Source organism: Pseudomonas sp. C7.1 (assembly GCF_056312395.1).
This window is the reverse complement of sequence record NZ_JBWDTL010000003.1, coordinates 1,678,607-1,692,228: the sequence shown is the minus strand read 5'-3', so window position 1 is coordinate 1,692,228 and position 13,622 is coordinate 1,678,607. Positions and strand designations below refer to the sequence as shown.

11 protein-coding genes are annotated in these 13,622 nt (G+C 60.1%); 4 read left to right on the top strand and 7 right to left on the bottom strand.

Features of this window, described 5'->3' with window-relative positions; translation table 11 throughout:
- Nucleotides 1-3: 3 nt before the first annotated feature.
- The 5 genes from AC0T4W_RS11235 to AC0T4W_RS11215 are packed head-to-tail and all read right to left on the bottom strand — an operon-like array spanning nucleotide 4 to nucleotide 7,388.
- The gene (locus AC0T4W_RS11235) at nucleotides 4-1,611 is read right to left on the bottom strand and encodes an ABC transporter ATP-binding protein (protein ID WP_476319067.1); all 1,608 of its coding nucleotides are present in this window, start codon (nucleotides 1,609-1,611) and stop codon (nucleotides 4-6) included.
- Between the two features lies 1 nt (nucleotide 1,612).
- Nucleotides 1,613-2,632 (bottom strand): ABC transporter permease, encoded by a 1,020-nt coding sequence (locus tag AC0T4W_RS11230; protein WP_476319066.1) that lies wholly within the window; start codon nucleotides 2,630-2,632, stop codon nucleotides 1,613-1,615.
- A 1-nt stretch (nucleotide 2,633) separates the two neighbouring features.
- Nucleotides 2,634-3,707 carry a microcin C ABC transporter permease YejB gene (locus AC0T4W_RS11225; protein WP_304869300.1) on the bottom strand — a complete coding sequence of 358 codons (1,074 nt, stop codon included), beginning with the start codon at nucleotides 3,705-3,707 and terminating at the stop codon, nucleotides 2,634-2,636.
- A 1-nt stretch (nucleotide 3,708) separates the two neighbouring features.
- The gene (locus tag AC0T4W_RS11220; protein WP_476319065.1) at nucleotides 3,709-5,562 is read right to left on the bottom strand and encodes an extracellular solute-binding protein; all 1,854 of its coding nucleotides are present in this window, start codon (nucleotides 5,560-5,562) and stop codon (nucleotides 3,709-3,711) included.
- A complete protein-coding gene (locus tag AC0T4W_RS11215) occupies nucleotides 5,559-7,388 on the bottom strand; it encodes an extracellular solute-binding protein (RefSeq protein WP_476323589.1) in 1,830 nt (609 codons plus the stop codon). Before AC0T4W_RS11215 ends, AC0T4W_RS11220 begins: the two co-directional genes overlap by 4 nt.
- Before the next feature lie 167 nt (nucleotides 7,389-7,555).
- Here AC0T4W_RS11215 and AC0T4W_RS11210 point away from each other — a divergent pair, with 167 nt between their 5' ends.
- A complete protein-coding gene (locus tag AC0T4W_RS11210; RefSeq protein WP_476319064.1) occupies nucleotides 7,556-8,980 on the top strand; it encodes an HDOD domain-containing protein in 1,425 nt (474 codons plus the stop codon).
- Here the strand turns inward: AC0T4W_RS11210 and AC0T4W_RS11205 are convergent, their stop codons facing one another.
- Both AC0T4W_RS11205 and gloB read right to left on the bottom strand, forming a co-directional pair.
- Nucleotides 8,981-10,558, bottom strand: coding sequence for a lytic transglycosylase domain-containing protein (locus tag AC0T4W_RS11205; protein WP_476319063.1), 1,578 nt, complete (start codon nucleotides 10,556-10,558; stop codon nucleotides 8,981-8,983).
- A gap of 98 nt (nucleotides 10,559-10,656) precedes the next feature.
- A complete protein-coding gene (gene gloB, locus AC0T4W_RS11200; RefSeq protein ID WP_476323586.1) occupies nucleotides 10,657-11,430 on the bottom strand; it encodes a hydroxyacylglutathione hydrolase in 774 nt (257 codons plus the stop codon).
- A gap of 110 nt (nucleotides 11,431-11,540) precedes the next feature.
- Here gloB and AC0T4W_RS11195 point away from each other — a divergent pair, with 110 nt between their 5' ends.
- The 3 genes from AC0T4W_RS11195 to dnaQ all read left to right on the top strand — a co-directional run bounded on the left by AC0T4W_RS11195 (nucleotide 11,541) and on the right by dnaQ (nucleotide 13,553).
- On the top strand, nucleotides 11,541-12,302 hold the full coding sequence (locus AC0T4W_RS11195) for a class I SAM-dependent methyltransferase (protein ID WP_476319062.1): 762 nt from the start codon (nucleotides 11,541-11,543) through the stop codon (nucleotides 12,300-12,302).
- 62 nt (nucleotides 12,303-12,364) lie between these two features.
- A complete protein-coding gene (rnhA, locus tag AC0T4W_RS11190) occupies nucleotides 12,365-12,817 on the top strand; it encodes a ribonuclease HI (protein WP_296127834.1) in 453 nt (150 codons plus the stop codon).
- Entirely contained in the window at nucleotides 12,810-13,553 is a 744-nt protein-coding gene (dnaQ, locus tag AC0T4W_RS11185; RefSeq protein WP_476319061.1) for a DNA polymerase III subunit epsilon, read from the top strand. Before rnhA ends, dnaQ begins: the two co-directional genes overlap by 8 nt.
- The last annotated feature ends 69 nt before the right edge of the window (nucleotides 13,554-13,622 follow it).

Genomic DNA, 13,622 nt, shown 5'->3' with positions numbered 1-13,622 from the left:
GAATTAGCCAGCTGGGGCCATAAAGGCCGCTTCCAGCAACTGCTGTGTATAGATGTCCTGTGGCGCGGCAAAGACACGTGCCGCCGGGCCTTGCTCCACCACTTTGCCCTGCTTGACCACCATCACCTGATGGCTCAGGGCTCTGACTACCGCCAGGTCGTGGCTGATAAACAGGTAGGTCAGGTTGTATTTGGCCTGCAGCGAGCGTAGCAGCTCGACCACCTGGCGCTGCACGGTGCGGTCGAGGGCCGAGGTCGGTTCATCCAGTAGGATCAGCGCGGGTTTGAGCACCAGGGCGCGGGCGATGGCGATGCGTTGGCGTTGGCCGCCGGAGAATTCGTGGGGATAGCGGTGGCGGGTTTCCGGGTCCAGCCCGACCTCCACCAGGGCGTCGATAATCGCCTGTTCCTGCTCAGCCTCGCTGCCCATGCGGTGGATCTGCAAACCCTCACCAACAATCTGACTGACAGACATGCGTGGGCTGAGGCTGCCGAAGGGGTCTTGAAACACCACCTGCATCTGCCGGCGCAGCGGCCGCACATCCTCTTGCGACAGGCTTTCGATGGCCTGGCCCTGGAAGCGGATGCCGCCCTGGCTGCCGAGCAAACGCAGAATCGCCAGGCCCAGGGTGGATTTGCCCGAGCCACTTTCCCCAACGATGCCTAGGGTATGGCCCTGTGGCAGGCTGAAGTTGATACCGTCCACGGCTTTGACATGATCGACGGTGCGGCGCAGCAGGCCCTTTTTGATCGGGAACCAGACGCGCAGGTTGTCGATTTCCAGCATGGTTTTGCCAGGCGGTTGATCAACCGGGCCGCCGGTGGGTTCGGCGCCGAGCAATTCACGGGTGTAAGGGTGCTGCGGTTCTTTAAACAGTGTTTCGCAGGCGGCCTGTTCGACGATATGCCCGTGCTGCATGACGCAAACGCGGTGGGCAATCCGCCGTACCAGGTTGAGGTCGTGGCTGATCAGCAGAATCGCCATGCCCAGGCGCGCCTGCAGATCCTTGAGCAGTTCGAGAATTTTTAACTGCACGGTGACGTCCAGCGCCGTGGTCGGCTCGTCGGCGATCAGCAGTTCAGGCTCATTGGCCAGGGCCATGGCGATCACCACGCGCTGGCGTTGACCGCCCGACAGCTCGTGCGGGTAGGCCTTGAGGCGCTTGTGCGGCTCGGGAATGCCAACCAGCTCAAGCAACTCCAGGGTGCGCGCGGTGGCAGCTTTGCCGCGCAGGCCTTTGTGCAGGCCCAGCACCTCGTTGATTTGTTTTTCGATGCTGTGCAGCGGGTTGAGCGAGGTCATGGGCTCTTGAAAGACCATGGCGATACGGTTGCCACGGATACCGCGCAGTTTATTCTCGTTCAGCTTGAGCAGGTCCTGCCCGGCGTAGTGGATGCTGCCGTTGGGGTGCTGGGCAATTGGGTAGGGTAAAAGGCGCAGGATGGAGTGCGCGGTGACCGATTTGCCCGAACCGCTTTCGCCCACCAGGGCCAGGGTTTCGCCGCGCTTGATATCGAAGCTGACGCCTTCCAGCACACGCTGTTTCAGGCTGCCGCTGACGAATTCGACAGCTAGGTCGCGGACTTCGATAAGGCTGTTGGAGTCGGTCATGTCATTTCCTCGGATCGAAGGCATCGCGCGCCGCTTCGCCGATAAACACCAGCAGGCTGAGCATCAGGGCGAGCACGGCGAAGGCGCTGATACCGAGCCAGGGTGCTTGCAAGTTGGATTTGCCCTGGGCCACCAGCTCACCCAACGAAGGCGCGCCGGGCGGTAGGCCAAAGCCGAGGAAGTCCAGCGCGGTGAGGGTGCCGATCGCGCCGGTGAGGATAAACGGCATAAACGTCATGGTGGAAATCATCGCGTTGGGCAGGATATGGCGGAACATGATCGAGCCGTTTTGCATGCCCAGGGCGCGTGCTGCACGCACATATTCCAGGTTGCGCCCACGCAGAAACTCAGCGCGCACCACATCCACCAGGCTCATCCAGGAGAACAGCAGCATGATGCCCAGCAGCCACCAGAAGTTTGGCTGTACGAAGCTGGCAAGGATGATCAGCAGGTAGAGCACTGGTAGGCCGGACCAGATTTCCAGAAAGCGCTGTCCAACCAGATCGACCCAGCCGCCATAGAAACCCTGCAGGGCGCCGGCAAACACACCGATCACCGAGCTGGCCAGGGTCAGAATCAGGGCGAATAGCACCGAGATGCGGAAGCCGTAGATCACCCGTGCCAGCACGTCGCGGCCCTGGTCGTCGGTGCCCAGCAGGTTTTCCGCCGAAGGTGGCGCGGGGGCGGGCACTTGCAGGTCGTAGTTGATGCTGGAGTAGCTGTAGCGGATCGGCGGCCAGATCATCCAGCCGTCTTTCTCTTTGATCAGTTCCTGGATATAGGGGCTTTTGTAGTTGGCCTGCAGCGGGAATTCGCCGCCGAAGGTGGTTTCCGGGTAGCGCTTGAATACCGGGAAATACAGTTCGCTGTCGTAGCTCACCACCAGTGGCTTGTCGTTGGCGATCAGCTCGGCGCCGAGGGTGACGAAGAACAGCACGAGGAATATCCACAGCGACCACCAGCCGCGCTTGTGCGCTTTGAACAGCTGGAAACGGCGTTGATTGATGGGGGACAGTTTCATCTCAACCCTCCCGGCTTTCGAAGTCGATACGCGGATCGACCAGGGTGTAGGTAATGTCGCCGATCAATTTCACCACCAGCCCCAACAACGTGAAGATAAACAGGGTGCCGAACACCACCGGGTAATCGCGGTTGATCGCGGCCTCGAAACTCATCAGACCCAGGCCATCGAGGGAGAAAATCACCTCAATCAGCAAGGAGCCGGTAAAGAAGATGCCGATAAAGGCTGCCGGGAAGCCGGCGATGATAATCAGCATGGCGTTGCGGAACACATGGCCGTAAAGCACGCGGGTGTTGCTCAGGCCCTTGGCCCGTGCGGTAACCACGTACTGCTTGTTGATTTCATCGAGAAAGCTGTTTTTGGTCAGCAGCGTCAGGGTGGCGAAGTTACCGATTACCAACGCGGTGACGGGCAGCGCCAGGTGCCAGAAGTAGTCGAGCAGCTTGCCGGTAAAGCTCAGCTCGTCGAAGTTGTTCGAGGTCAGCCCGCGCAGCGGGAACCAGTCCCAGTAGCTGCCGCCGGCAAACAGCACGATCAGCAGAATGGCGAACAGGAACGCTGGAATCGCATAGCCGACGATGATCAGCGAACTGGTCCACACGTCGAAGGCGCTGCCGTGGCGGGTGGCCTTGGCGATACCCAGCGGGATCGACACCAGGTACATGATCAGCGTGCTCCACAGTCCCAGGGAGATCGACACCGGCATCTTTTCGATAATCAGGTCGATAACCTCGGCATCACGAAAGAAGCTGGAGCCGAAATCCAGTTGTGCGTAGCTCTTGAGCATCAGCCAGAAGCGTTCTGGTGCGGATTTATCGAAGCCATACATACGCTCGATTTCCGCCACCAGTTCCGGGTCCAGGCCCTGGGCACCACGGTAATTGGAACCGGCCACCGAGACTTCGGCGCCGCCGCCGGCGATGCGACTGGTGGCGCCGTCGAAGCCTTCCAGCTTGGCAATCATCTGTTCAACCGGGCCACCGGGGGCGGCCTGGATGATGATGAAGTTGATCAGCAGAATGCCGAACAGCGTGGGGATGATCAGCAGCAGCCGACGAAAGATATACGCCAGCATCTTATTGCTCCACGTCTGCTGCAGGGTGAGCGGCAGCTTCATCGGCTATCGCTTCAGGCGATTTAGCGCGGGCCCACCAGGTATGCAGGCCAATGTCGTATTGCGGAGTGACCTTGGGGTGCTCGAAGCGGTTCCAGTAGGCCACGCGCCAGGTCTTGATATGCCAGTTGGGCACCACGTAATGGCCCCACAGCAGTACACGGTCGAGGGCGCGGGTATGGGTGATCAGGTTTTGCCGCGAGTCGGCGTTGATCAAGCCCTCGACCAGGCTGTCGATGGCCGGATCTTTCAGGCCGATAAAGTTGCGGCTGCCTGGGTTGTCGGCGCTGCTGGAATGCCAGTATTCGCGCTGCTCGTTACCCGGCGAGTTGGATTGGCCAAAGCCGCCGACGATCAGATCAAAGTCGCGCGAACGCAGGCGGTTGATGTACTGGGACACGTCAACACGGCGGATCACCAGATCGATACCCAGGTCAGCCAGGTTGCGCTTGAACGGCAGCAGGACGCGTTCGAACTCGGTTTGCGCCAGCAGGAACTCGAAGCTCACTGGTTTACCCGTGCTGTCGAGCATCTTGTCGCCATCCACGCGCCAGCCGGCTTCCTGCAGCAACTGGTAAGCACGGCGCTGTTGTTCACGAATAATGCCGCTGCCATCGGTGACCGGTGGCAGGTATTCGTCGGTAAATACCTGGGGCGGAATCTGTGCGCGCAACGGCTCCAGCAGCTTTAGCTCGTCAGCAGAGGGTAGGCCGACTGAGGCCAGCTCGGAGTTGTCGAAGTAACTACGGGTGCGGGTGTAGGCACCGTTGAACAACTGCCGATTGGCCCATTCGAAATCAAACAGTAGGCCCAGGGCCTCACGCACGCGGCGGTCGTTGAACAGTGGGCGGCGGGTGTTGAAGATAAAGCCCTGCATGCCGGTGGGGTTATGGTTGGCGATCTCTTCCTTGATCAATTGGCCGTTGGCAACGGCGGGGCTGTTGTAGGCGGTGGCCCAGTTCTTTGCGCTGATTTCCAGCCAGTAGTCAAACTGCCCGGCCTTGAGTGCTTCGAGGGCGACGGTGTTGTCGCGGTAGTAGTCGATTTCTAGCGTGTCGAAGTTGTAGAAGCCGCGATTGACCGGTAGGTCCTTGCCCCACCAATCCTTGACCCGCTCATAGCGGATCGAACGGCCGGCCTGCACATCCGCCACCTTGTAGGGGCCGCTGCCCAGGGGGACTTCCAGGTTGCCTTTGCTGAAGTCACGCTCGGCCCACCAGTGCTTCGGCAGCACCGGCAGTTGGCCGACGATCAACGGCAGCTCACGATTACCCGCATGCTTGAAGACAAAACGCACGCGGTGGGGGCTTTCGATCTCCACCTTGTCGACATCGGCGTAATAGCCGCGGTACATCGGTACGCCTTTGCTCATCAGCGTTTCGAAGGTGAATTTAACGTCTTCGGCGGTGATTGGTTGGCCGTCGTGGAAGCGCGCTTCGGGGCGCAGATAGAAACGTACCCAGGCGTTGTCCGGGGCTTTCTCGATCTTTTCGGCGATCAGGCCGTATTCGGTAAAGGGTTCGTCAAGGCCGTGTCGGGTCAGGGTGTCGTAGATCATGCCGATGTCGTCGGCTGCCACGCCCTTGTTGATAAAGGGGTTGAGGCTGTCGAAACCGCCAAAACCGGCCTGGCGCAGGCTGCCGCCTTTAGGCGCATCCGGATTGACGTAGTCGAAGTGCTTGAAGCTGGCGGGGTACTTGGGCGCTTCGTCATACAGGGTTTGTGCGTGCTTGGGGCCGGCCAGGGCCAGGCTGGCAACGCCCAGCAGGGCAATGCTGCTGACGTGGATAAACAGGGCGCGCAATGCATGGGTCATTCAGCGTTCTCCATGGATTTCAGCCACCAGGTACGCAGGCCCAGGGTGTAGGGCGGCGTGGTGACGAAGGCAAATCGGTTGCGGTAAGCCAGGCGGTGGTAATCGATATACCAGTTCGGGATGCTGTAGTGCTGCCACAACAGTGCCCGGTCAAGGGCGCGGGTGGCTGCGATCTGCTCGTCGCGGCTCTGCGCCGACAGCAGTTTTTCGATCATGGCATCGACCACCGGGTGGGTAACCCCAGCGTAGTTTCTACCACCTTTGACCTTGGCCTGGGACGAGTGGAAGTACAGCGATTGTTCAAGGCCGGGGCTGAGGGTTTGCGGCAGGGTCAGCAGAATCATGTCGAAGTCGTATTGGTCGAGGCGCTGCTTGTACTGGGCGCGGTCGACGGTGCGCAGGTTGGCCTGGATGCCAATGCTGGCGAGGTTCTCGGTAAAGGGCTGGAGAATGCGTTCAAGGTTGGGGTTGACCAGTAATATCTCGAAGCGCAGTGGCTGCCCGTCACTATTGAGCAGGTGTTGGCCGGAGGGCTTCCAGCCGGCTTCGGCCAATAGACCGAGGGCGCGGCGCAAGGTTTCCCGTGGGATACCCCGGCCATCGGTCTGCGGCATGCTGAACGGCTCGCTAAACAGGCGCGCCTGCAGTTGTTTGCGGTAGGGCGACAGCAGCAGCCATTCGGCACCCTCAGGTTTGCCGCGAGCCGAGAACTCACTGTTTGGGTAGTAGCTTTTGGCGCGGGTGTAGGAACTGTTGAACAGCGCGCGGTTGGCCCACTCGAAGTCGAACATCAGGCCCAGGGCTTCACGTATCTTGCGCTCGGCAAACACCGCGCGGCGGGTATTCATAAACAGCGCCTGGGTCTGGGTCGGGATCTGGTGCGGGATTTCGGCGCGAATCACTTCACCACGACTCAGCGCCGGGAAGCGGTAGCCGTTGGCCCAGTTTTTCGCCTGCTGCTCGATATAGATGTCGAACTCGCCGGCTTTGAAGGCCTCGAAGGCCACATGGCTGTCGCGGTAGAACTCCACCTCGACCCGGTCGAAATTGTATTTGCCGCGATTGACCGGCAGCTTGGCGCCCCACCAGTCCTTGACTCGCTCAAAGCGCAGGCTGCGCCCAGGGCTGACCTGGGTAATCCGGTAGGGCCCGCTGCCCAGCGGCGGTTCATAGGTGGTGGCCTTGAAGTCGCGGTCTTTCCAGTAGTGCTGCGCCAGCACTGGTAGTTCGCCCAAGCGCAGGATTAGCAGGGGGTTGCCGGCACGCTTGAGGACAAAACGGATGCTGTGGCGATTGAGGATATCGACCCGTTTTACTTCCTGCAGGTTGGTGCGGTACTGCGGGTGACCTTCCTTGAGCAACAGGCGGTAGGAAAAAGCCACGTCATAAGCGGTAATCGGTTTGCCATCATGAAAGCGCGCTTCACGGCGCAGGTTGAACACCACCCAGCTGCGGTCATCGCTGTACTCCACGGATTCGGCGATCAGGCCGTAGCTGGAGGCCGGCTCGTCACCCGACGGGTCATAGGCACCGGTACCGACCATCAGCGGCGCATTCAGCTCGTTGACCCCGTACTGCAGAAAGTTGGCCGTGCTGATCGGGCTGCTGCCCTTGAGGGTGTAAGGGTTGAGCGTATCGAAGGTGCCATTGGCCATCATCCGCAGCGTGCCGCCTTTGGGCGATTCCGGGTTGACCCAGGCGAAATGAGTGAAGCTGGCGGGATACTTCAGCTCGCCAAACTGGGCATAACCGTGGCTTTTATACAGAGTGGCCCAGGCAGATGAACTGATGGCCATGCAGAGAAGTAACGAGAGGAGGGGACGTATCAAGTGAAATATCCGATCCGTGGCGTCTTGTGGGCTGCTGGTCAGGCACATTAACAGCTTGTATCGGCAGGAAAAAGGGGAGGGTCGTAGCTAAGCAATAGCGTCACTTTGTCTACACTGAAATAACTAATTACGAGGGCCTCATTTTGGTAACAGCCTGCCATGGTTTGCAGTCATGGATCGATCGCTTCAACCAAGCCGAATTACCCGCCCTGGCCACAGTGGTGCAAGATCTGCACCGCCTTACTCAGGGCAACAAATCTTCTGTGCAGCAACTGGCCGATGTCCTGCTACGCGACGCGGCCTTGACCAGCAAAGTGCTGCGTATCGGCAATAGCGTGTATTACAACCCCTCCCAGGAAACTATCCGCACCATTTCCAGGGCCATCGTGCTGATCGGCTTCGATAACGTGCGCCAGATCGGCCTGTCGGTCAGCCTGATCGACGGCCTGCTGGCGCGCAGTTCCCGCGATCAGCTCGCTGAACTGTTGGCGCGCTCGTTTCATGCTGCCGTGCAGGCACGCAATATCGCCGGCTATGTGCTGACAAAAAATGATGAGGAAGTTTTTATCGCCGCCTTGCTGCATAACGTCGGCGAGCTGGCGTTTTGGGGCTGCGCTGGCGATGCGGCGGATGATCTGGCCAGTGCTCTGGCTCAGCCAGGTGTTGATGAAGATGAGGTGGTGATGCAACTGCTCGGCACCAGTTTTCGCCAACTGAGTTTGGCATTGGTGAAAAGCTGGAACCTGGGCGACACCGTTAGCCTGGCGCATCACTCAACCAGCCAGAATGACCCGGCCGTCAAAGCCGTGACCCTTGGGGCAAAGATCAGTCAGGCGGCGTTGGATGGCTGGGATACCCCGGCCATGGAGGCGCTGGTCGGCCAGTTGGCCAGTTTTATCGGAGTGACCCCGCAGGAAGCCATGCAGCAGGTGCTGGCCAGTGCCGAAGAAACCGTGAAAATGGCCGCGACCTTCGGCGCCAGCCAACTGTGCAAACTGATTCCCAATACCGACCCGGAACAGATTCGCCTGCAGCAGGAGCAGCGCAAGGCGCGGCTGCTGCAACCCAATCTACTGATTTTGCAGCAGGCCTTGCAGGACCTTGGTCTGATGGTTTCACACCGCAGCGATCTCGGTCTGGTGCTCGATACCCTGTTCAAGGGCCTGCATCAGGGCGCTGGTCTGGAGCGCATCATGCTGGTGGTACTGGCCGATGGGCAAAGCTGTTTCCGCGCCAAGCGGGTGATTGGCGAAGGCACCGAGGGCTGGGGCCGTGACTTCGTTCTACCCGTGGCGCAGCAAGAGCAACCGCATATTTTCAGTTACGCACTGCGTAATAAAGAAGCGCTGTGGATGGGCGTACCGGCCAGTTACAACCTTAACGAACTGGTTACCCAGCCGATTCGCCAGCACCTGGGGCAGGGCATGTTCTTTATCTCACCGTTGTTGGCCGGCACCCGCGAGATTGGCTTGTTGTATGCCGACAGTCGGCTATCCGGACGGGCGTTAAAGCATGAGCAGTTTGTCGCCTTTCAGCGCTTTACCCAACTGTCTGGGCGTTGCCTGGAGGCGATGAGCAAGAAGGCCTGATCAGTTGCTGGTGTACAGGGTCAGGGTCTGCCCTGGCTTGAGGGCTTTGCCGGCTTTTGGGTTCCAGTTCTGCAGACTCTTCATCGGCACTTTGAAGCGCTTGGCAATCAGATACAGGGAGTCACCTTGGCGCACCTTGTAGTAGGTCGCGCCTTGGCGCGCCGATTTGCCACTGTTGCCGCTGGCGCCACTGCTGGGTTTACCGGCTTGCAAGGTAAGCACCTGGCCGACGCGCAGGCTATTGCCGGAGAGTTTGTTCCAGCGCTGCACATCCTTGACCGCAACCTTGTGGCTCTTGGCGATCAGCCAGAGGCTGTCGCCGTTTTTCACCCGGTAGGTACGGCTCGGTGCGCTGTGTGCGACGCTGCGTTGGAACACCTGGGCGCGCGCGGGTACACCGGGTTGCGCGGGAATGCTGAGCATTTGGCCGATGCGCAGGTTGTTGTCGGAAAGCTTGTTGATGTCCTTGAGGGTGTTTACCGTCAGCTGATGACGGTTGGCGATGCTGTGCAGGCTGTCGCCTGAGCGCACGCGGTACTGCTGCCAGTCCACCAGCTCCTGCGGCTTCATCAGTGACAGGTTGGCGGTCAGCAACTCAGCTTTGTCGGTTGGTACCAGCAGATGCTGTGGGCCGTCCAGGGTCACGCCTTTCTTGAACGCGGGGTTGAGCAGGTACAGCTCGTCTTCATCCAGATCAGCCATAGCGGCAACGCGCGCGAGGTCCATGCGTTGCTTGAATACGACTTTCTCGAAATACGGCTCGTTGGCAATCGGCGCGAGGCTGACACCATAGGCTTGCGGCGTCATCACCACCTGCGAGAGAGCCAGCAGCTTGGGCACGTAATTCTGGGTTTCCACCGGCAGCGAGAGGTTCCAGTAGTCGGTGGGCAGGCCAAGCTTCTGGTTGCGCTCAATCGCCCGGCTAACGCGGCCTTCGCCGGCGTTATAGGCCGCCAGGGCCAGCAGCCAGTCACCGTTGAACATTTCCTTGAGGCGCGTCAGGTAGCTGATCGCCGCATCGGTCGAAGCCATTACATCGCGGCGGCCATCGTACCAGTTGGTCTGGCGCAGGTTGAAGTTGCGCCCGGTAGATGGGATGAACTGCCACAGCCCAACGGCATGGGCATGGGAGTAGGCCAGCGGGTTGTACGAGCTTTCGATCATCGGCAGCAGCGCCAGCTCCATCGGCATATTACGCTGTTCCAGGCGCTCAACGATAAAGTGGATATAAGGGCTGCTGCGCTCGCCGGCTTTCTCGATAAACGAGGGGTTGCTGACGAACCACAGGCGTTGTTGTTCGATACGCGGGTTGAGGGTGATGGTGTCCTGCAACTGGTAGCCCTCGCGTACCCGCTCCCAGATGTCTTTGGGTTCTTCGGGTGCTGGCGCTACAGTGCTGTTGAGCCATTGCGGCTCTTGCTCAAGGCCTACCGCGCGGTCGGTGTCGCGGCTGCTGTCGGGCCGGTGCTGGTTGCTGGTCTGGCAGCCGGCCAGGGTTACGCACATGATCACCATAAGCGTCTGAGCGCTTTGTGCTAATGCCTTTAAATTCAAGGTCTTGCGTGGTGGTAGAGGCATTGGCGGTGATGTACTTCCCGGCGAAAAGGTCGGGCGATTCTAGGAACCAGCATGTCTCTGGTCAAGTTTTAACCAGTCTTTTGTGTGGTTGTCGAGGTTTAGAAATGGTCTTTCCAGGCGCGTAATGCGGCGAATATCTGCTCTGGCGAGCGGCTGTCAGGCCCTTCACGTTCACTGATACGGGAGCTGACGGACGGTTGCGCGCTACGCAAAAAAGGATTGGTGGCGCGCTCCAAGCCAATCGATGACGGTAGGCTTATTTGTCCGTTTTCGCGCCATTGGCTGACCTGCGCCAGGCGTTGCTGGATTTGCGGATTATCCGGTTCAACCGCTGCGGCAAAGCGCAGGTTGCTCAGGGTGTATTCGTGGGTGCAGAACACCTGAGTCTGTTCAGGCAGGGAGGCCAGGCGGCTAAGGGAGTGGTGCATCTGCTCGGGGCTGCCTTCGAACAGGCGCCCACAGCCGCCAGCAAACAGCGTGTCGCCACAGAACAGCCAGTGCTGCTCAGGCTGGATATAGGCGATATGCCCGAGGGTGTGACCGGGCACTTCATAGATATCGAAGCGCTGGCCCAGTACTTCGGCCTGGTCGCCGTCGCGCAGTGCCAGATCACGCGCCGGGATCTTCTCGTTAGCTGGACCCAGCACTCGCGCACCTGTAATCGCCTTCAGTCGTTCAATACCGCCGACGTGATCGAAATGGTGGTGAGTGATCAGAATATCGCTCAACTGCCAGCCGGGGTTGGCCGTCAGCCAGGCTTCTACCGGTGCTGCGTCGCCAGGGTCGACAACTGCGCAGCGGCGCTGTTCGGCGTCTTGCAGCAGCCATATATAGTTGTCGGAGAATGCAGGCAGGGCGTCGATTTTTATCATCAGTTGGTCGCTAAGCAGGGCGCAAAGGTGCATCTTAGGTCTCATCGGTGGTGCTGGCTACGGCGGTGCTGACTACTTTGTGCTGCGGCACATGAAACGGGAGCAGCTTTATGTCCGACCATCCGTTTGCCCTCGCAGACAATGAATGGCTCGACCTTATCGCCGCAGCGCGCAGCTGGCTAAGCGGCCCGCTCGGTAAGTTGCTGCTGGAGCAGGAGCGGCAACTGCTGGAAGAAGAGCTGGCGCGTTTCTTCGGTGGTTATCTGGTGCATTACGGCCCCGTTGCCGATATGCCGCCGGATGCTCAGCAGATTCAGCGCAGTGTGCGTCTGGGGCCGCCGTTCAAGGGCGTGGAGATTGTCTGTGAAGAGCAATCCTGGCCGCTGACCGAGCACGCCACCGATGTAGTGGTGTTGCAGCACGGCCTGGATTTCAGCCTGTCGCCCCACGGCCTGCTGCGTGAGGCGGCGCGCAGCGTACGGCCGGGCGGTCATCTGCTGATCGTTGGGGTCAATCCGATCAGCAGCTGGGGCGTGCGTCATCTATTTACCCGTGACGCGCTGCGTCAGGCCCGCTGTATTGCGCCCAATCGGGTCAGCGACTGGTTGCACCTGCTGGGCTTCGCGCTGGAGAAACGCCGCTTCGGGTGCTATCGTCCGCCGCTTTCTTCGCCGGCCTGGCAGGCGCGGCTAGCTGGGCTGGAGCGACTGGGCGCGGCCTGGCAGCCGCCCGGTGGCGGTTTTTACGTGTTGGTGGCCCGCAAGCTGGTAGTGGGGCTGCGGCCATTACGCCAACCCAGTCGGCAACCGATGGGCAAGCTACTGCCGATGCCCGTGGCCAAAGTCAGCCGCCGCGAAACACCACATAAGTAGTTGGCCGAAATAGTTGGCATAAAAACTACTGGCGAATTAATTGAGCGAGAGATTGCAGATACATGAGTGAACAGGTCGAGATCTACACCGACGGCGCCTGCAAGGGCAATCCTGGCGTGGGTGGCTGGGGCGCGTTGATGATTTTCAAAGGTGTGGAGAAAGAGCTGTGGGGCGGCGAGGCCGATACCACCAACAACCGTATGGAAATGACCGCCGCGATCCGCGCCCTTGCCGAGTTGAAGCGTTCCTGCGATGTACGCCTGGTGACCGACTCGCAATACGTCATGCAGGGCATTCAGGACTGGATGCCGAACTGGAAGAAGCGCGGCTGGAAAACCGCTGCTAAGCAACCGGTAAAGAACGCCGACCTCTGGCAGCAGCTGGATGAGCAGGTAAACCGCCACAACGTCACCTGGCAGTGGGTGCGCGGCCATACCGGCCATCCGGGAAACGAACGCGCCGACCAGTTGGCCAATCGCGGTGTTGATGAAGTAAGAGGGTTGAAGCATGCGTAGCGTGGTGCTCGATACAGAAACGACCGGTATGCCGGTGGCTGATGGCCATCGGATCATTGAAATCGGCTGTGTCGAACTGATCGGCCGGCGCCTGACCGGGCGGCATTTCCACGTTTACCTGCAGCCTGATCGCGAGATTGACGAAGGCGCGATCGCGGTGCACGGCATCACCAATGAGGCGCTGAAGGACAAACCGCGCTTCAAGGAAGTCGCCGACGAGTTCTTCGAATTTATCAAGGGCGCGCAGCTGATCATCCACAACGCGGCGTTCGACGTTGGCTTTATCAACAACGAATTTGCTCTGATCAAGCAGGACGAGCGCGCCGATATCAGCGAGCACTGCTCGATCCTCGACACCCTGATGATGGCCCGCGAGCGCCACCCAGGGCAGCGCAACAACCTCGATGCCCTGTGCAAACGCTATGGCGTCGACAACTCCGGCCGTGACCTGCACGGCGCCTTGCTCGACGCCGAGATTCTCGCCGACGTCTACCTGACCATGACCGGCGGGCAGACCAATCTGTCCCTGGCCGGCGATGGTTCGGAAGGCGACAGCAATGGCCGTCAGCAACCCAGTGCGATTCGCCGTCTGCCAGCTGAGCGCGCGCGTACGCGGGTGATCCAGGCCAGCGCTGCTGAACTGGCCGAGCACGCGGCGCGGCTGGCGATTATCGAGAAGTCTGCGGGCGCGCCGCCGCTCTGGGTGCAGATGGAGCAGCCCAAGGCTGAGGTGTAAGAACGTCGCGAGTTATCCACTCGCGACCTTTTCGTACAGCGTCACGCAGAGGGGGTTCCGCCGCGCGGA